This window comes from Aquimarina sp. 433, assembly GCF_054054605.1.
Genome location: NZ_JBSWZK010000002.1, coordinates 592,092 through 611,087, shown reverse-complemented (window position 1 = coordinate 611,087; position 18,996 = coordinate 592,092). Strand labels below are relative to the sequence as shown.

Genomic DNA, 18,996 nt, shown 5'->3' with positions numbered 1-18,996 from the left:
ACTAAAGATGTTCCACGTGGAACATCTTTAGTTTTTCATTTTCTTTTTGTCTCATAACAAGCTTCTCTTCTTCTGTTTTGTCTTTGTAACCACAAAAATGCAACAGTCCGTGAACCATAACCCGTCTTAATTCTTCCTCAAAATCCACGTCGTATATCTCAGCATTCTCCTTTACCCGATCTACAGATATAAAAATATCACCAGCCAGTTCATTACCCATCGTATTATCAAAACTAATTATATCTGTATACGTGTCGTGGTTTAAATATTTCTGATTAATGTCCAACAAATAATCGTCTAAACACAATATTAAACTGATTTCACCAATTGACTTCTTCTCTGAAACAGCCACCTTGTTCAACCAACTTACAGTCGACAACTCATTAATATTCGTAGCCACCGATTCATAAAAAAAATTAATCATTTTCCTTTTTAAAATATTCTTGAACCTTTCTTTTGTGATTTTGCCGCAAAGGTAATACTTGTCTGTTTAATATCTCAGTAGTATTAAAATATTGTTGCGCCTTTTGAAGTTGACTGCTTGTGTCGTTTTTAAACAATGTTTGATTTGTTTTACTTTCCCTTCTGTTCTCTTCACCCTGTTCTAATGTGGCATCTTCTAGTTTTAATAACTCATGTTTTAGATTCAACATCTTACTAAGAGTGTTATTATTAAATCCTTTTTCTAATAACTCATTTTCTACTTGCTCCATTTTCTTTAACAACGCACTACCCTTACTACCTCCTATTCCTTCTTTTTTAAGTTTATCCTGTAACGCACTCCTTAATTGCTGTTGCTGCTTATATATCTCATATAGCTCTCCATCATTATTTTCCTGTTCACTATCGGCCTCTCCTTTACCATTTTTACCATCTTTACTTTCTCCTTTTTTGTTCCCACTCTCTCCTTTTCCTTTTTCTCCATTTTCTCCAGAACCGCCTTGGTTAGACTGACCCTGTTGTTGTCCCTCCTTTTTACCCTGCTTCTCACCCTTCTCAGTTCCATCTTTCATTTGCTCATTTAATTCTCCCTGTTTCTTTATAATATCCGGTAACTGAAAACCTCTTGATTTTCCACTATTCCCCTTACCTGCAGCAGACATACTGTTTTGCATTTGGTCCAATGCCTTACTTAAAAAATACGCTAAGTCATTAGAACCCGTTACTGCATATTGTTGATTAGCGGTTCCCTGTATTACTTGATTCTCAGACAAGCGTTCTAATGATTTATCTATATTAAACTCTATATCCGTTAATTTACTAGTCACTTCATCAGATATCTTAGGTTGACGTAACGCTAATGCATATAAACTATCATCTATATGAATAAAATTTTCTCTTAAGACACTTTGCTTTTTCAGTTTTGATGAGTAAGTTGGATTATTATTATTTATTCCTTTGAAACCTTTCATCAGCCCTTCTTGTTCCATTGAAAAATCTACCAGATTATCTAGAATCTGCCTCAACATTTCCATGTCTTCCTGTTGCTGTTCTCCACCAGCCATTTGCATCTGCATCTGCATTCCACTACTCATTTGTTTCATTTTCTGAGCTGCACTTTTCTGATTTTTCTTAGCATCAGATTTGTTGTTTTTATCTAGGTTATCGCTCGCTTTCTCTTGTTCCTCTTTAATCCCATCCTCATCTTTTTGCTCCTGATCCAAGTTCATAGGCTTCTTTAGTTTTTCATTATCCTTTCTTAACTCCTTCATTTCATCCTGAAACTTCTCGAACTTTTCATTTAATTTATCCTGCTTTTCCTTGGTGTTTTCTTCTTCCTTTTCAGACAACTCTTCCTGTTCTTTAGCAAGCTGACTCAACTCCTCTGCTAATTTCTCATGCTTCTGAATTACGTAATATCTTTTAGTAAGCTCCAAAAGCTGTTCTAAATTCTTCTTCAAATTCTTATTTTCTTTCGCAAGCTCCTCCAACTTTTCTGTTAATTCCTCCTTCTGGATCTTCTCTGATAACTTATTTATCTCTTCTAATAACTTTTCATTTTTCTTTAGCTTTTCCTCATTACGCTCCATCATTTCTTTTAATGCATCTTTAAAAGGTTCCTCCTCTTTCTTATCATCCAATTGCTCAAGATTATCTTTTAGCTTTTTAGAGAAATTCTGCATCATCTTTTCCTGTTCCTTTTGTCGTTTTAGATAGTCCTCTAATTTCTTTTTATCGTTAAAATCTAATTGTTTTTTTTCCTTTTGAATCTTACTAAGTTCCTTTAGATCGCTTTCCTGTTCCTCGAATTTTTTCAATGATTTATTCAAACCTGAAATCGCCTCATTTTGTTCCTTTAACCTTTTCTTATCTTCCTCTAAATTTGTCAATTTTCTGAAACTAAAAACTTGGCTTTTTGTTGATTTACTTCCATTCACTCCATCGTTATCATAAACTTCAAAATAAAAATCATAATTAATCCCATTATCCAAATCAAGATCACCTGGAAAAACATAGATAAATTCGTCAAAAACAGAAGAATTAATACTAATCTTTTTCTTTATTTTTACATCATCTTTATCGCTATTATAATACACCAAATTCAGACCTCTTAAACCATAATCATCACTTACTCTTCCAAAAAAGTAAAGTGTACTATTATCTATACTATCCTTCTCTGAAGTTAAATTAATTTCTGGATACTGATCCTTAATAACATTTATGCTAAAAGACAAATTGTCATAATCCTTAATATTCTTATTCGATGATGTTATCTGATAATCCCAATTTCCATATAACCTATTTCCATATTTAAAAGTAGATTTATCCTTCATAAACGTTATTACAGAATCTTTCGAAATCATATTAACGTATTCTGTATTTCTTGTATTCACTGACCAAGACACCTTTGTTCCTTCCGGAACTATTGCATTACCCGAACTATTAACACTTTCGTCCTTCTTTTGTGTATACTCCGGATAATCAAGATTCATTTTAAAATCCAATAATGTTGGTACTGGCACAACTTTTAATTCATAATCCTTAGAACGCACATCGCTCGCTGACAACCTAAAACTAATTGACTTCTTTGGCTGTATAAAAGTATATTCGAACTCCCCTACCTTATTACTTTTCATGAAATAAGTTTCTCCCTCATAATTGATACTCACACTCTCAGGAATCACATCACCACTCGTACGTACTTTTACAACAAAATCTTCATTCTCCAATGCATTCAAATTCTCGTTTACCACGAAAAATTGAAATGGTGCTGGCGGTTCATATGCCGTTCCATAGTTAATAACTCTATTGTAACTTTCTGAATACCAGTTTCTTTTATTAAATATACTTACTAGTAAAAAAACCGAAATCGGTATAATTATATACTTAAGATATTTCATATTTTTCTTAAAGTCTATTGCAGTTTTAAACGGTACAGGACTTAACTCTTGGGATTTTTGTTCTATACTCGCTAACAATAATGAAGATGAGGAATTATTTTCGTTTAACTGTAACAGGTTTAACAATTTATCATTTACTTTTGGAAAATGATCTCCTATAATTTTCGAAGCACTTTCATAATCTATACCCCTCGCAAGCTTAAATAATTTAAACAAAGGAATCACTATGAACTTCGAAAACAGACTTAACTCTACAATAACAAACATCCAAAATAATATAGTCCTCCATAGTTTACTTAACCAAAAAACATATTCTATTAACAGTGTAATCAAAAAATACAACAACCCAATAGCGGCAAAAAGAATTACGCCTTTAATCAGTTCGTTTGTATAATATTTCCTTATAAAACTTTCTAGTTTATTCTTGATTAACTCAAAACTGCTCATAACTTCACCTTTTCTTTTTCAGTAATTTATAAAACTACAACTTTATTTCTTATAGATTTGTTATATTTATTATAATTCAAAACCCTAGATTATAACTTGTTATGAAAGATCTTAAATACATATCTGCATATAGCATACCTTTAGCTGCAGTTTTAAGTATCTATCTAATGGATATTTATACCTACCTAACCCCTATCTATGTTTTTGGTATTATACCAATAATTGAACTTTTTACTCCTTCGTCTGAAGAAAATTTAGACCCTGATACCAGATTAACTAAATCCAAGAAAAAAATATTCGACTGGCTTTTATATATAAATCTCCCTTTGATTTATTTAATACTATTTTATGCTCTTTATACCATTTCCTCAAATGATTTAAAAACCTTTGAAATTGTAGGAATTATTATATCGACCGGAATAGTTCTTGGTGCCAATGGAATAAACGTCGGTCATGAATTAGGGCATAGATTTTCTAACGAAAGATTTATCGCTAAGGCTCTTCTACTTCCTTCATTATACATGCACTTTTATATAGAACACAATTTTGGACATCATCTTAAAGCTGCTACTAAAGATGACCCTGCTACAGCTCGTTATAACCAACCTGTATACATTTTTTGGATCACATCTGTAATTGGACAATATATAAGTGCTTGGAAAATTCAAAAAACACTTCTTAAAAAAGAGAATCGTTCATTTTTATCATTCAAAAACGATATGTTTTGGTATATGATTATCACAATATGCTATTTAGGTATGACCTATTCTTTTTTCGGTTTAACAGGACTATGGGCTACTATATCATGCGGTACTGTTGGCTTTTTACTTCTAGAAACTATCAATTACATAGAACATTATGGTCTTGTTCGTAAGAAAAATAACTCCGGACGTTACGAAAGAGTTCGTGAAATACATTCCTGGAACTCCAATCATCTACTAGGCCGTATTCTTCTTTTTGAACTTACTCGCCATAGTGATCATCATTATAGAGCCTCTAAAAAATATCAAATTCTTGATCACCATGACCAAAGCCCTCAACTACCATTTGGCTACCCTACCTCCATGGTACTTTCCTTATTTCCACCATTATGGTTTATGTTAATGAATAAACGTGTTCCACGTGAAATGAAACCTTTGTAACATTACATAATTAATTACTTTAAATCCTTTTTATACACTTTCATAAGATCGTATCTTTGTCATTTCTTTTATAACCTTACGGTTTAAAACATTTAACTATGACAAACAAACCACGTGTACGATTTGCTCCAAGTCCTACCGGTCCGCTACATATTGGTGGTGTAAGAACAGCTTTATTTAATTACTTATTTACTAAAAAACATCAAGGAACTTTTGTTCTTCGTATAGAAGATACAGATCAAAACCGTTACGTTCCTGGAGCTGAAGATTATGTAATCGACGCATTAAACTGGTGCAATATTCCTTTTGATGAAGGTCCAGGAAAAGAAGGCAATTACGGCCCTTACCGACAAAGTGAACGAAAACATTTATACAAACAATATGCTGACCAACTTATCCAAAATGGTCATGCCTATTATGCTTTTGATACTTCAGAAGAATTAGATCTACATCGTAAACAACATGAAGAAAACGGAAAAACATTCGTTTACAACTGGCATAATAGAGAAAAACTGAATAACTCACTGTCCTTATCGGAGAATGAAATATCGCAAAAAATTAATTCTGGCGAACCTTATGTTATTCGTTTTAAATGTCCTGTCGACGAAACTCTTCAACTTATTGACGAAGTACGCGGTACTATAACTATCGAAACTAATGTACTTGATGATAAAATTCTTTTTAAAAGTGATGGTATGCCAACGTATCACCTAGCTAATATTGTTGATGATCATCTTATGGAAATTACTCACGTAATTCGCGGTGAAGAGTGGTTACCTTCTCTACCGTTACATGTGCTATTATATAGATCATTAGGATGGGAAACTCCAAGTTTTTCTCACCTACCACTTATCCTGAAGCCTACTGGAAAAGGTAAATTAGGAAAACGCGATGGTATCAAAGGAGGTTTTCCTGTATTTCCCCTACAATGGATAGATCCAAAAACGAAAGAAATCGCCTCTGGTTATAGAGAAGATGGTTATCTACCCGAAGCTGTTATTAACATGCTAGCGTTCTTAGGATGGAATCCGGGAACAGAACAAGAAATCTTTTCCTTAAAGGAACTTATTCAATCATTTGATCTTGGAAGAGTGAATAAAGCGGGAGCCAAATTTGATCCTGAAAAAACAAAATGGTTTCAACAACAACATTTTCAAAATACAGACGACTCTCTACACGTGGAACAATTAAAAAATATTCTACAAAATAAGAACATATCTTCTTCCTTTGATTTAAACAAAATTGTTGGTCTTATTAAAGAAAGAGCCGTTTTTACAAATGACCTTTGGGATCTTAGCTCTTTCCTATTTATTGCTCCTTCTGAATATGATGAAAAAGCAGTTAAAAAAGCGTGGAAAGAAGACACAGCATCTCTCATGCATGAACTAACAAGGATACTAACTGATATTGATGATTTTTCATCAGAAAATGTTTCCAACATCGTTAAAAGTTGGATCAAATCAAAAGAAATTGGTTTTGGTAAAATTATGATGCCTCTTCGAATATCATTAGTTGGATCTCTACAAGGTCCAGACCTATTTGAGATCATGTCCATCATTTCAAAAGAAGAAACGATTAAAAGAATTGAATCTACGATAGAAAGAATATAACATCTATTTTACGCATTATCTTACTATAGCCTGTTACACAATTAACAGGCTATTTTGTTTTATTCTGTAACGTTTATGACTAAAACCATACAGATAAAGTAATGATCTTAAACTTTGTCATCTATGGAAAAACAATATAAAGTACTTAAAATATCAAATCTTTGGTCTACTGAAAAACTTCGCAAACAGGTTGAAGATACTCTTAATAAAGCGTCCAAAGATGGATGGGAAATAATTTCTGTAGCATTCGGTACCTCTAGCAGCTCTGGAATGTCCACCGCAATGATTACTATTGCGAAATAAAATTTATCTATTTACAATTAATTAGTAAATTCAAAGTATCTAATAACATTTAATATCGAAACCAATGACACTATATTTTATACCAATAATTATCCTAGGATTTCTTATACTGGTATCCGGGATATTTACAGTAAAACAACAGACAGCAGCTGTTGTTGAAAGATTTGGAAAATTTTTAAGTATTCGTAACTCCGGATTACATTTTAAAATTCCAATCTTTGATCGAATTGCCGGTCGTATTAATCTAAGAATACAGCAATTAGACGTTATTGTTGAAACAAAAACAAAGGACGACGTATTTGTACGTCTAAAAATATCAGTACAATTCCAAGTTATAAAGGATAAGGTTTATGACGCTTTCTATAAACTAGAAAATCCACATGATCAAATTACATCTTATGTATTTGATGTAGTACGTGCAGAAGTGCCAAAGATGAAACTTGATGATGTTTTTGAAAGAAAAGACGATATTGCTATCGCTGTAAAACAAGAATTAAATGAAGCGATGGTTAATTATGGTTATGATATCATAAAAACTCTTGTTACTGATATCGATCCAGATCTTCAAGTAAAAGAAGCAATGAATAGAATTAACGCTGCAGAAAGAGAAAAAGTTGCAGCCGAGTATGAGGCTGAAGCTGAACGTATTAAGATTGTAGCAAAAGCTCGAGCTGAGGCAGAGAGTAAGAGGTTACAAGGTCAAGGTATTGCAGATCAACGAAGAGAAATTGCTAGAGGTCTAGAAGAAAGTGTGGATGTTTTAAACAACGTAGGTATCAATTCTCAAGAAGCCTCTGCTTTAATTGTGGTTACCCAACACTATGATACTTTACAATCTATAGGTGAAGAAACCAACAGTAATTTAATTTTACTACCAAACTCTCCTCAGGCAGGAAGTGATATGCTAAACAATATGATTGCATCCTTTACAGCATCCAACCAAATAGGAGAAGAAATGAAACGCCAAAATGCCAAAAAAGGTATTGGTAGAAAAAACACAGAAGAATAAGAATTTCTTATTATAAAACTAAATCCGATCATTAATGGTGATCGGATTTTATTTTTTTACTAATTTTCAAAATATCTAATGAGATAAATTACTAATTTTGTAAAAAAACTAAAATAAACGGTTTTAAGCGCATTTTAAAAAAAAGATATAAAATCATACTATGCAACTTTTATTTAAGCTCATAGTCTTTTATATAGGACCATTTATGATAGATAGAACTAATTAAGAAAAATAATTAATCAATTTTTCTTATATACAAAAAACAGTCATTTATAATCGCAAGTCATGAAAAATTACTTAATCCTCTTTCTATTAATCTCAGGAAGTGTTTTTTCCCAAAGCATGTCCAAATTAGAAAAACTAGCTTTACGAGATGCAAAGATCGTATCCGAAGCTTCTGTACGAAAAGATGTTAATACTCTTTTACTTCATACACATCCTAAAATATCCAAAAAGATAGGAAACGAACAATTGAAACAAGAATTAGAAGATACCTTTAGAGCTATGACTGCTCAAAAAATTAAAATTGTTAGTTCACAAGTTGATGAAGTAACTGATATACGAAAAGAAAAAAAAGAATATCGCTGTCTAGTAAAAAATACCATAGAGATGGATTATAATGGTCGTACGGTGAAATTTAAATCCTCTTTATTCGGATTCTATAATAAGAAAAAAGAAAAATGGTACTTTATAGACGCTAATAAATTACTAGATGATGAGGATACTAAAAAAGTATTTAAAAATTTCAATACTGATATAGAAATTCCTCAAGATGAACAAATTGCAGATTTCTAACAGTATACATTAAAACAAAAAAAAGACGGACTAACATCCGTCTTTTTCTTTTTATGATGGTAATCAAAACTTTATAATCCTAATCCACTCGCTACTTGCTCAGCCTCTGCTCTTAATAACTCGTTAGCATCTTCTCTACCCTTCTTTATAAAATCAATAGCATCCTGATCAGGCGTTATACCCTTATGTTCTAATATAGCACCAAGCGCTAAAGTTGTCACTATTCTCGTTCCTATTTTCTTAGCAGCTGTTCCATATAACGGAACCAATTCTTCAATATCAACATCTTTAGCCGCTTCCAATATTTTCGATTTAAGAGCCTCTCTTTTCTCTTCTGATAAGTTGGTATACTTCTTCCCTGCTCTTTTAATCTCATTAATAGCAGACACTTCTATCTTTGTATTCTGAGGCTTTTGAGTATTGTTATTAGTATTCTGGGTAATAGGTTTAACTTTAGCCCAAGTATCTCTTAAACCGACAGTTTTATTAAAAATTAGGCTGTCCGAAGTACTATCAGGATCCACATTAAAATAACCCAATCTCTGGAACTGAAATCTTTCTAAATGTGTTGATTCTTTTAAACTAGGCTCTACATAACCCGTAATTATTTTTAAAGAACTTGGGTTCAAGAATTCCATAAAATCTTTCTCCTTGTGACTATCAGGAGCTTCATCGTTAAATAAACGATCATACAATCTTATTTCTGCTGGAATGGAATGTTGTATAGATACCCAATGTAATGTTCCTTTTACATTACGTTTAGATTCCTCTGTGCCACTACCCGATTTACTCTTAGGATCATACGTACAATGAATCTCAGTTATTACTCCATTGCTATCTTTTATAACATTCTCACCTTTGATAATATAGGCATTCTTAAGTCGTACTTCTTTACCTAATGTAAGTCTAAAATACTTACGCCCAGCTTCCTCCTTAAAATCTTCTCTCTCTATATATAATTCTTTAGAAAAAGGTACCTTTCTATTTCCTGCAGCTTCATCTTCTGGATTATTTTCAGCCTCTAACCATTCTTCTTCACCATCAGGATAATTAGTTATAACCAGCTTTACTGGGTCTAAAACAGCCATTACTCTTGGTGCTGTTTTATTTAAATCTTCACGAACACAAAATTCAAGTAATGATACATCTATCACATTCTCTCTTTTTGCCACACCAACAGTATCTACAAATTTTCTAATTGATGCAGGAGTATATCCTCTTCTTCTTAATCCAGAAATTGTAGGCATTCTAGGATCGTCCCACCCCTTTACTACACCTTCATTTACCAATCTAAGCAGCTTACGTTTACTCATAATAGTATAACTTAGATTTAGTCTGGCAAACTCTCGCTGTTTAGGTCTAATACTTGTGTTATCATACACCTGATCCAAAAACCAATCATACAATTTTCTATGTGGTTTAAATTCTAAAGAGCATAAAGAATGTGATATATTTTCTATGTAATCACTTTCTCCATGTGTCCAATCATACATAGGATAAATACACCATTCATCACCCGTTCTATGATGAGATTTTTTAAGGATTCTATACATCAAAGGATCCCTCATAAGCATATTAGGATCTGCCATATCAATCTTGGCTCTTACAACATGCTCTCCTTCTTCAAAATGCCCATTTTTCATTTTTTCAAATAGATCCAGATTTTCTTCCACTGTCCTATCTCTAAATGGACTATTAATACCAGGTTCTGTAGTTGTCCCCTTTTGTTCTGCTATAGCCTCTGAAGATTGACTATCTACATAGGCTTTTCCATCTTTTATTAATTGAACAGTCCAATCATATAACTGCTGAAAATAATCAGAAGAATAACATTCTTTATCCCATTGATATCCTAACCAACTAATATCCTCTTTAATCGCATCCACATATTCTTGCTCTTCTTTTGCAGGATTGGTATCATCAAAACGTAAATTTACTGGAGCATTATATTTTAAACCCATACCAAAACTAATTCCTATAGCTTTAGTATGACCTATATGCAAATATCCATTTGGTTCTGGAGGAAAACGAAAACGTAAATCTTCTTGATTCATTCCATTGGCCAAATCTTCTTCGACAATATGCTCTAAAAAATTGAGTGATTTTTTTTCTTCTGTCATTTGATAAAAATAAAACACAAAACTACCTAATATTTCCAATGATACACAACAATTATATAATTACTCTTTAATTGTTACAATAACCTAATACAAAAGGGGTGTTTCCTTGTAAATTCTTTGCAAAGATTCTATTACCTTTGTAAAAAAATTTTGTGGGGTTAATTACACTAAAAAACATCAAGGTTTATGCATATCATGGATGCCTTGTAGAGGAGAAAAAAATTGGTTCTGATTATAGGGTTGATCTAAAAGTTAAAGCTGATTTAAACACATCAGCTCATTCTGACCAGCTCTCAGATACTGTTGATTATGTGCATCTTAATCTTATCGTAAAAGAAGAAATGGCTATACGTTCTAAACTACTAGAACATGCCGCAGAACGAATTTTAAATCGTATATTAGAAGAGTTACCATTGGTTGAAAAAGCTACGGTAGATGTCTCTAAAATTAATCCACCTATTGGCGGAAATGTACAAATGGTTACAATTACCAGAAGTAAAAAAAGATAAATACATCTGAAGTATTCATAAATTTTTTTACATTTGCCGTCTAAGATCAAAAAGGGTGTCGTGGCCGAGTGGCTAGGCAGTGGTCTGCAACACCATCTACAGCGGTTCGAATCCGCTCGACACCTCAAAAAAAAGTCCTGTTAAATAACAGGACTTTTTTTATTTAAAACCAGAATCTGGTGTAATTTTCTCTATTCTATCTTGAATTTTCCGCTCCATCGTATCAGGAAGCACTCCTTTTACAATCAAAAAAATTCCAAAAACAACCATAATCATACTAATACTTCTTTTGATTAGGTATGTTCGCTTTGGAGTTAGTTTTCTTTTTAGTCTTTTTGCAAGTAACATTTTAAGTATATCAACAAATAGATAGGTAATTAAAACCATTGCAAAAAATACAATGATTCTATTTGTATTCATGTCCATCTGAGGTCCAGCTACTACAATAATGCCAATCCAAAATCCTAAAACACCAATATTGATGAAGTTTAATAAGAACCCTTTTATAAACAATACCAAGTAATTATTCTTATTAATAATTTCTACGGAAGTATCTCTAAGCTTATTGTAATTTTTTCGTTCCTTGATAAAAGATATAGCACCATAGGTCGCTAAAAGCATACCTCCAAATACAAAAAGTGCAGGATCATCCTTTATTTTTTCTAATATTTGATTGGTACTAAAATATGCAATTAAAATGAAGACAATATCTGCAAAAATAACTCCAAGATCTACAGCCAATGCTGCTCTAAACCCCTTGATTGCCGCAGTTTCTAATAAAACAAAAAAAACAGGTCCAATTAAAAAGGCAAGCACAAAACCTAAAAATATTGCTGCTTGAGCATCTTGAAACATAGAAAAGTAGATATATTTCTTACAAAGTTAGAAAATACTACTTAGTTTACCTCTATAATTTTACCACCAAAAACTTTTTTTCCATCTACTTCCTTCGGATTTCCATAAATTCTAATTGTTCCACCAGCCGCAGTATTTGCTTTTACATATTCACTTGCATTAACATTAGCTCTTCCTCCTGCGCTAATTTTAACCAGAGTACTTTTTGTTTTTAGATCTTCTCCCATAAACTGTCCACCTGCTTTTACAGTGACTTCTTGCTCATCAGCACTACCTTCTAAATGCAATCCACCGCCACTAACAGCTCTAGCCAACAATCTACCAGTTTTAATTTCAGCATAGATATCACCACCTTCTTGCGCTCGTAAATCTAATTCATCTGCAGAGATCATATCTTTCACCATAATCTTTGCTCCTTCATTCACATCTAACTTTGATATTGACTTATAATAGACAATTACTTCTGTATCATTATTATCCCAAGTATTGCTTAATGACATTTTTATTTTTAATACTTCATCCTTAAGCACTACATCCACTTCTCTTCTACTAATCCCCGAAATTTCAACCTTGTTTTCTGAACCCTTCAATAATTTTACTTCGATCTTATCAAAAACTTTTAGTTCATTAAAATCACCTACATTTTTAGTGATTACTTTTTGCGCTTGCAGTCCTGATACTACCAATAAAAATGTAAGAATTATTACTTTTTTCATTTCCCGATTACTTTTAAATTTGATAATTGTGTGATTTTTATTTAATAAACGATTATTACGTTTATTTTATTCTAATTCTTCTTTACTACCAAGCAATGTAAAATCTAAATGCCTCTTCACTAGATCTGCATTCTTAACTTTTACATACACTTCATCTCCTAACTGATACATTTTTTTAGAACGTTGACCAATTATAGCATATTCATCCTGATCAAAAATATAGTGATCATCATTCATATCTTTTAATCTGATCATTCCTTCGCATTTATTACTTATAATTTCTACATAAATTCCCCATTCTGTTACTCCAGAAATTACACCTAAAAACTCTTCATCTTCATGATCTTTCATGAATTTGATCTGCATATATTTAATAGAATCTCTTTCTGCACTTGCAGCTAAATTCTCCATTGAGCTACTATGATTACACTTTTCTTCATATTCTTCTTCTGCCACAGTTTTTCCGTTATCCAAATAATGTTGTAACAAACGATGTGCCATAACATCAGGATATCTTCTAATCGGTGAAGTAAAATGTGAATAATAATCAAAGGCTAATCCATAATGACCAATATTATGAGTAGTATATTCTGCTTTACTCATACTTCGGATTGCAAGGGTATCAACCAAATTTTGTTCTTTTTTTCCTTGAACATCTTTTAACAAACCATTTAATGATTTTGTGGTTGTTTTTCGATCTCGCAAATCCAACTTATATCCGAACCTTCCAATTATGTTTTGTAAAGCAGCAAGTTTTTCATCATTAGGTTCATCATGTACTCTATATACAAATGTTTTCTTTGGATTTTGTTTTCCAACGAATTCTGCGACCTTTTTATTAGCTAATAGCATAAACTCCTCAATAAGCTTATTAGCGTCCTTAGAAGTCTTAAAAAACACTCCTACTGGGTTCTTTTCTTCGTTTAAACTAAATTTAACTTCGACTTTATCAAAAGAAATAGCTCCTTTCCCCATTCTTTGAGTCCGCATTATTTTTGCTAGTTCGTCCAATTTTAATACTGCATCAGCTATTTTTTGATCCGCACTATATGCATTTCCAGTTAATGAAATTTCTTTCGGAATACTGTTTTTACCAGTCTCGATGATATGTTGTGCTTCTTCATACGCAAAACGTGCATCTGAGTAGGTTACTGTTCTCCCAAACCATTGTTTTTTAATTTCTGCTTTGTTATTTAATTCAAAAACAGCAGAAAACGTATACTTTTCTTCATGAGGTCTTAACGAACAAGCATTATTTGATAATACTTCTGGTAACATGGGAACTACTCTATCTACTAAATACACTGATGTAGCTCTTTCATAAGCTTCATCATCCAGAATAGTTCCTGGTTTTACGTAATGAGAAACATCTGCAATATGAATTCCTATTTCGTAATTTCCATTTTCTAATATTTCAAAAGAAAGTGCATCATCAAAATCTTTAGCATCTTTAGGATCGATAGTAAACGTTAGCGTTTTACGCATATCTCTCCTTTTTTTGATTTCTGATTCCTGAATGGAAGTATCTAGTTCATTTGCATAATTTTCAACTTCAGATGGAAACTCATAAGGTAATCCATATTGGGCTAAAATTGCATGAATTTCTGTATTATGTTCCCCAGGTTTACCAAGTACTTTTACTACTTTTCCAAATGGAGAATCTGCTTTTTCTGGCCAATCTTCAAGCTTAACTAAAACCTTATCTCCGTCTTCAGCATTTTTTATCTTGTTCTTAGGGATAAAAATATCCGTATACATTCTAGAATCTTGCATATTTACAAATGCATAGTTCTTCTGTATTTCTATAACTCCAACAAACTCATTTTTACTTCTAGAAATGATTCTAGAAATTTCTCCTTCGCTCTTACCTCTGCGTTTTCTTTTGTATACATAAACCTCTACTTCATCACCATTTAGTGCTTTGTTAAGATTATTATTTGGTACAAAAATATCATCCTCCAATTCCTCTACAATCACATATCCTGTTCCTTTAGAAGTTAATTCTAATACTCCTGTATAAGTGTTGATATTAGGAACTATTTTGAATTTTCCTCTATCTACCTCTTCTATCTCTTTTTTAGCCGCTAATTGCGTCAACTTTTTAATTATTTGATTCCTACTACTAGGATCATCTACCCCAAACTTGGCGGCAATCTGTTTATAATTAAAAGTTTTGTTAGGTTCTGATTTAAGTATCTTAAGTATTCCTTGTGTAATGTTTTCAATTTTGGGAGACTTTTTCCTTCTTCCTCTTCTTCTTTTTCTTTTCATTAATGTCTTTTAAATTTTATCATATAAAATTACAGCTTATCTTTTTAGGTTCACTGTTTTCTATATAAACTTTTACTTAATATTAAATTTTATTCTTGTTTAAAGTTAAAAAAATATTATATCTGTAAATCAAATGTTTACGTTTAAAATATTTAAACAAATCTTATTATTTTTCTTAAAATTTACTTAATTTTAAAATACGAAGATTGTTATTTATTCGTTTGGTACTAAGTAGTATGATACCTAAAGTCAAAAAAATTCATAAGATAATATTTCTGTTTACCCTAATATTTCTATTAGGCTTATATTATGCTACAGTATATATTGGAAACACAATGGACGAACATACAGATACCAATAAAAAATCAGAAATAAACGGTACGATCTTATCCGATAAGGAAGCAACACAAATCAACTAAGTCTTTTTTTAGATAATTTGTATATTGTAAATCATCAATTATCTGGACTTTTTTCATGAAAGATTTTATAACTATAGCAACCTTTACATATCCAAACGATTATGCAATATTACGACTTCTTTTGGAAAGAGAAGGAATTTCTTATTTTTTTGAGAATGAAACAATGATTGGCGTATTTCCATTTTACTCAAACGCTCTTGGCGGAATCCATCTAAAAATCCATCCAAAGGATAAAATTAGAGTTCAAGAAATCATAGATGATCTTAACACAAATTCTCATCTAAGAATTATCTAGTCTTATTATCCATACTTTTTATAGTTTTCAACATATATCATATATATATCTTTTTCTTTTTTTAAAATTTAAAATAAAAATGATGATTATAATATAGTGTTGATAGCGGTATAACTTTTCTATTTTTTTTTTGCTTTTTAAGTTAGATTGATTTTTCAGAAATATATTAACAACATATAAAAAGGTTAAATACTTGATAATCTTATTAGAATTAATTTTAATTAACAGATGTTCATAGTTTATAAACACATCTTTTTATTGATATTTTTGCATAAAAATCACAGTTGATAACAATAAATTAATGTTTAAAAACTTCACAAGAAAAAGTCATTAATAAATTTTGATTTGATGTCAAGACCTTTGTATTCTAATTTAAATTAAGATGTCCAAATAAAGTTTCTTTAATTTAGCAACTATTTATTCACATCCAATGTTAACAGAAGGTAAGGAGTTATTAACATTAGGGTAACGTTAAGGTAATTTATTGATTTTTTGAAGTTTACTTTTTTTGTTTGAAGTATCTTTGTTTTCAAATTATAAATCTAGAATCTTTAATAAAATAAAAATTTAAAAGTTGTGAAAATAGCTATTGGAAATGATCACGCAGGAACTGAATATAAATTCGGAATAATAACTTATTTAAAATCACAAGGAATAGAGGTTGTTAATTACGGAACAGATGAAAATAGTAGCGTAGATTATCCAGATTTTGTTCATCCGGTTGCGAAAGATGTTGATAATGGAACTGTAGATTATGGAATACTTATTTGTGGAAGTGGAAATGGTGTTTCTATGACAGCAAATAAATATAAAAATGTTAGAGCTGGTCTATGTTGGACTAAAGAAATAACGGAATTGACGCGCTTACATAACAATGCTAATGTGATTAGTATACCTGCTAGATATACTTCGTTACCACAGGCGGTAGAAATGGTTAAAACGTTTTTAGCTACTGATTTCGAAGGTGGAAGACACGAGAATAGAGTTAATAAGATCTCTATGTGTTAATCATTTTCTTTTATGAGCGATATAAATTTTGAAATTAAGCGTTTTGATGGATTGTCAACTCAGGAGTTGTATAAAATTTTGCGCTTACGCGCAGAAGTCTTTGTTGTTGAACAAGATTGCGTTTATCAAGATATAGATAACAAGGACCAAAAAGCACTTCATGTTATAGGTTATAAGAACGATGATATTGTGGCATACACAAGAATATTCGATGCAGGTAATTATTTTGATGAAAGCAGTATTGGTAGAGTTGTAGTTTCAGAAAAGGAACGAAAATATGGTTACGGACACGATCTTATAAAGCATAGTATCTCAGCGATAAAAGAGCACTATAAAACCGATAAAATAAAAATTTCTGCCCAATGTTATTTGAAAAGATTCTATGAAAAACATGGATTTATACAACAAGGTAAGGAGTATCTAGAAGATGGAATTCCTCATATAGCAATGATAACTTCATAAAAAATAAAACCCAGCAATAAAGCTGGGTTTTTATATGTTTACTATGAAAGTGTACTAACTATTTTAATATACTTTCATACTTAGATTTATTACCTAATATTTCTTTACTTTTTTCAATTTCAGGATTATTATTGATATAATAGTTATACAATCCTTCTCTATACGAATAACGTTTTACAATTTCGTCTGTAAGCAAGTTTGCAATTTCAGTTTTATAAGTATCTAATCCTTTTGCCTTAGAGGTTTTTATTGTAGCAAGTAATGCATTATAACTTTCTTTAATATCGGTATCCAGCTTGTCTCTTCTAGCAACTTCTAATGATTTTTTTAAAGATTTTTCTGTTGCTGTTTCATAATCAAAACCACTTTCTTTTACGAATTTTTTAAAGTCTTCATAATCTTTATCGGTAAACTTAAACTTGTTAACATCCATGTTCTCATGTTCATAATAATACTTTGTACCATAATCAAATATTGCGTCTGATTGTAATAATGAAGTGGTTATATTACTAAATTTAGAAGTTTCCATTTCGATATCTGGTTGTATTCCTCCTCCATCATAAACGGTTCTTCCATTTTTTGTTTTAAAAGCTTTAAAATCTTTTTCACTGATTCGAACTGCTTTATTGTTTTCATCTCGATTCCAATAATCCAATGCTTGAATACATCGACCACTTGGTGTATAGTATCGGGAAATAGTAATTTTAAGTTGCGTACCGTACGTTAATTTTTTTGGTCTTTGTACCAATCCTTTTCCAAAACTTCTGGCTCCTATTACTACTCCTCTATCTAAATCCTGGATACTTCCTGCAACAATTTCACTTGCAGAAGCGCTTCGACCATTTACAAGTACTACTAAAGGAATTTCGGTATCAATAGGAGTTTTTTTAGTAAAGTATTCCTTATTGTATTTTTTTACCACAGATTTTGTAGTTGTAATTAACTCTCCTTTGGGTACGAAAATATTCGTTACGTTTATGGCTTCACTTAATAAACCACCAGGATTTCCTCGAAGATCTAGTATGATCTTATCAGCTCCTTTAGCTTTTAAATCTTTTAAAGCAGCTATAGTTTCGGATGAGGCTTTGTTATTAAACTTTGATAATACTATATATCCAGAATTATCATCTAGTAATGTAAAAAATGGTACTGCTTTTACTTCTATTTCTTCTCTGGTTAGTGTGGTTGTCTTAATTTGATTTTGTCTTCTGTAACTAATTTCTACTTCGGTACCGCTAGCTCCTTTAAGAAGCTCTCCGGCATCTTCTTCAAAATCTGACACTGTAACATCACCTATTTTGATTATTTCATCTCCGGCTCTTAGACCAGCTTTATCTGCTGGATAATCTTTATAAGGTTCTACAATGATTATTTTATCTTTCACTGTTTTTACAGAAGCACCAATCCCTGTATATTCTCCTGCATTTCTAATTTTAGAAGCTTCTACATCCTGTTCATTCCAATATTTAGTATATGGATCCAAATCATCTAGCATTGCCTTTATAGCAGTATCCATAAGTTCTGCAGGATTTGTTTCATCTACATAGTTCATATTTAATTCTTTAAACATGGTAGTGAAAATTTCAATCTGTTTTGCTATTTCAAAAAAATCAGATTTAAAACTAACAGTAGAAAATAAAATGGCCACGATAAGGGTAGAATAAAGGATTTTCTTTTTCATACTTTTTATTTTT

General features: G+C 31.4%; 16 protein-coding genes and 1 tRNA gene. 10 read left to right on the top strand and 7 right to left on the bottom strand.

What is annotated here, in order from left to right; all coding sequences use genetic code 11:
• Position 1 precedes the first annotated feature (1 nt).
• Positions 2 to 424 (bottom strand): rRNA maturation RNase YbeY, encoded by a 423-nt coding sequence (gene ybeY / locus ACWNT5_RS06735; protein WP_299609681.1) that lies wholly within the window; start codon positions 422 to 424, stop codon positions 2 to 4.
• Positions 417 to 3,788, bottom strand: coding sequence for a hypothetical protein (locus tag ACWNT5_RS06730; protein WP_456516944.1), 3,372 nt, complete (start codon positions 3,786 to 3,788; stop codon positions 417 to 419). The genes ybeY and ACWNT5_RS06730 overlap by 8 nt, the downstream gene beginning before the upstream one ends.
• 101 nt (positions 3,789 to 3,889) lie before the next feature.
• Between ACWNT5_RS06730 and ACWNT5_RS06725 the strand changes: the two genes are divergently transcribed.
• From ACWNT5_RS06725 to ACWNT5_RS06705, 5 genes are all read left to right on the top strand, one after another.
• Complete coding sequence (locus tag ACWNT5_RS06725; RefSeq protein ID WP_456516943.1) at positions 3,890 to 4,930, top strand: alkane 1-monooxygenase; 1,041 nt, start codon at positions 3,890 to 3,892, stop codon at positions 4,928 to 4,930.
• Between the two features lie 98 nt (positions 4,931 to 5,028).
• Positions 5,029 to 6,540, top strand: a complete 1,512-nt coding sequence (gltX, locus tag ACWNT5_RS06720) for a glutamate--tRNA ligase (RefSeq protein ID WP_456516942.1) — start codon at positions 5,029 to 5,031, stop codon at positions 6,538 to 6,540.
• A 123-nt stretch (positions 6,541 to 6,663) separates the two neighbouring features.
• A complete protein-coding gene (locus tag ACWNT5_RS06715; RefSeq protein WP_299609689.1) occupies positions 6,664 to 6,843 on the top strand; it encodes a DUF4177 domain-containing protein in 180 nt (59 codons plus the stop codon).
• Positions 6,844 to 6,907: 64 nt separating this feature from the next.
• Positions 6,908 to 7,852, top strand: a complete 945-nt coding sequence (locus ACWNT5_RS06710) for an SPFH domain-containing protein (protein ID WP_299609691.1) — start codon at positions 6,908 to 6,910, stop codon at positions 7,850 to 7,852.
• A gap of 285 nt (positions 7,853 to 8,137) precedes the next feature.
• On the top strand, positions 8,138 to 8,647 hold the full coding sequence (locus ACWNT5_RS06705; RefSeq protein ID WP_456516941.1) for a hypothetical protein: 510 nt from the start codon (positions 8,138 to 8,140) through the stop codon (positions 8,645 to 8,647).
• A gap of 71 nt (positions 8,648 to 8,718) precedes the next feature.
• On the opposite strand, the gene ACWNT5_RS06700 is transcribed toward ACWNT5_RS06705, so the two are convergent.
• Entirely contained in the window at positions 8,719 to 10,767 is a 2,049-nt protein-coding gene (locus tag ACWNT5_RS06700) for a glutamine--tRNA ligase/YqeY domain fusion protein (protein ID WP_456516940.1), read from the bottom strand.
• 152 nt (positions 10,768 to 10,919) lie between these two features.
• On the opposite strand from ACWNT5_RS06700, the gene folB reads away from it, so the two are divergent.
• Entirely contained in the window at positions 10,920 to 11,276 is a 357-nt protein-coding gene (gene folB / locus ACWNT5_RS06695) for a dihydroneopterin aldolase (protein WP_299609700.1), read from the top strand.
• Between the two features lie 54 nt (positions 11,277 to 11,330).
• Positions 11,331 to 11,401, top strand: a tRNA-Cys gene (locus ACWNT5_RS06690).
• A gap of 34 nt (positions 11,402 to 11,435) precedes the next feature.
• On the opposite strand, the gene ACWNT5_RS06685 is transcribed toward ACWNT5_RS06690, so the two are convergent.
• From ACWNT5_RS06685 to rnr, 3 genes are all read right to left on the bottom strand, one after another.
• On the bottom strand, positions 11,436 to 12,131 hold the full coding sequence (locus ACWNT5_RS06685) for a LysE family translocator (protein WP_456516939.1): 696 nt from the start codon (positions 12,129 to 12,131) through the stop codon (positions 11,436 to 11,438).
• A gap of 41 nt (positions 12,132 to 12,172) precedes the next feature.
• Positions 12,173 to 12,847: a head GIN domain-containing protein gene (locus ACWNT5_RS06680; protein WP_456516938.1), complete on the bottom strand. Its 675-nt coding sequence runs from the start codon at positions 12,845 to 12,847 to the stop codon at positions 12,173 to 12,175.
• Positions 12,848 to 12,913: 66 nt separating this feature from the next.
• Positions 12,914 to 15,118, bottom strand: a complete 2,205-nt coding sequence (gene rnr / locus ACWNT5_RS06675) for a ribonuclease R (protein WP_456516937.1) — start codon at positions 15,116 to 15,118, stop codon at positions 12,914 to 12,916.
• Between the two features lie 474 nt (positions 15,119 to 15,592).
• On the opposite strand from rnr, the gene ACWNT5_RS06670 reads away from it, so the two are divergent.
• The 3 genes from ACWNT5_RS06670 to ACWNT5_RS06660 all read left to right on the top strand — a co-directional run bounded on the left by ACWNT5_RS06670 (position 15,593) and on the right by ACWNT5_RS06660 (position 17,302).
• A complete protein-coding gene (locus tag ACWNT5_RS06670; RefSeq protein WP_299609711.1) occupies positions 15,593 to 15,832 on the top strand; it encodes a DUF2007 domain-containing protein in 240 nt (79 codons plus the stop codon).
• 576 nt (positions 15,833 to 16,408) lie between these two features.
• On the top strand, positions 16,409 to 16,840 hold the full coding sequence (rpiB, locus tag ACWNT5_RS06665; RefSeq protein ID WP_299900313.1) for a ribose 5-phosphate isomerase B: 432 nt from the start codon (positions 16,409 to 16,411) through the stop codon (positions 16,838 to 16,840).
• Between the two features lie 12 nt (positions 16,841 to 16,852).
• The gene (locus ACWNT5_RS06660; RefSeq protein WP_456516936.1) at positions 16,853 to 17,302 is read left to right on the top strand and encodes a GNAT family N-acetyltransferase; all 450 of its coding nucleotides are present in this window, start codon (positions 16,853 to 16,855) and stop codon (positions 17,300 to 17,302) included.
• Positions 17,303 to 17,360: 58 nt separating this feature from the next.
• On the opposite strand, the gene ACWNT5_RS06655 is transcribed toward ACWNT5_RS06660, so the two are convergent.
• Positions 17,361 to 18,983: a S41 family peptidase gene (locus ACWNT5_RS06655; RefSeq protein WP_456516935.1), complete on the bottom strand. Its 1,623-nt coding sequence runs from the start codon at positions 18,981 to 18,983 to the stop codon at positions 17,361 to 17,363.
• Positions 18,984 to 18,996: the final 13 nt, after the last annotated feature.

What these genes read in the sequence shown, in the direction of transcription:
- gltX (WP_456516942.1), top strand. Translation starts at nt 5,029, where the DNA reads ATGACAAACAAACCACGTGTACGATTTGCTCCAAGTCCTACCGGTCCG.
- ACWNT5_RS06705 (WP_456516941.1), top strand. Translation starts at nt 8,138, where the DNA reads ATGAAAAATTACTTAATCCTCTTTCTATTAATCTCAGGAAGTGTTTTT.
- ACWNT5_RS06715 (WP_299609689.1), top strand. Translation starts at nt 6,664, where the DNA reads ATGGAAAAACAATATAAAGTACTTAAAATATCAAATCTTTGGTCTACT.
- ybeY (WP_299609681.1), bottom strand. Translation starts at nt 424, where the DNA reads ATGATTAATTTTTTTTATGAATCGGTGGCTACGAATATTAATGAGTTG.
- ACWNT5_RS06680 (WP_456516938.1), bottom strand. Translation starts at nt 12,847, where the DNA reads ATGAAAAAAGTAATAATTCTTACATTTTTATTGGTAGTATCAGGACTG.
- ACWNT5_RS06685 (WP_456516939.1), bottom strand. Translation starts at nt 12,131, where the DNA reads ATGTTTCAAGATGCTCAAGCAGCAATATTTTTAGGTTTTGTGCTTGCC.
- ACWNT5_RS06725 (WP_456516943.1), top strand. Translation starts at nt 3,890, where the DNA reads ATGAAAGATCTTAAATACATATCTGCATATAGCATACCTTTAGCTGCA.
- rnr (WP_456516937.1), bottom strand. Translation starts at nt 15,118, where the DNA reads ATGAAAAGAAAAAGAAGAAGAGGAAGAAGGAAAAAGTCTCCCAAAATT.
- ACWNT5_RS06730 (WP_456516944.1), bottom strand. Translation starts at nt 3,788, where the DNA reads ATGAGCAGTTTTGAGTTAATCAAGAATAAACTAGAAAGTTTTATAAGG.
- ACWNT5_RS06710 (WP_299609691.1), top strand. Translation starts at nt 6,908, where the DNA reads ATGACACTATATTTTATACCAATAATTATCCTAGGATTTCTTATACTG.
- ACWNT5_RS06655 (WP_456516935.1), bottom strand. Translation starts at nt 18,983, where the DNA reads ATGAAAAAGAAAATCCTTTATTCTACCCTTATCGTGGCCATTTTATTT.
- ACWNT5_RS06700 (WP_456516940.1), bottom strand. Translation starts at nt 10,767, where the DNA reads ATGACAGAAGAAAAAAAATCACTCAATTTTTTAGAGCATATTGTCGAA.
- ACWNT5_RS06660 (WP_456516936.1), top strand. Translation starts at nt 16,853, where the DNA reads ATGAGCGATATAAATTTTGAAATTAAGCGTTTTGATGGATTGTCAACT.
- ACWNT5_RS06670 (WP_299609711.1), top strand. Translation starts at nt 15,593, where the DNA reads ATGAAAGATTTTATAACTATAGCAACCTTTACATATCCAAACGATTAT.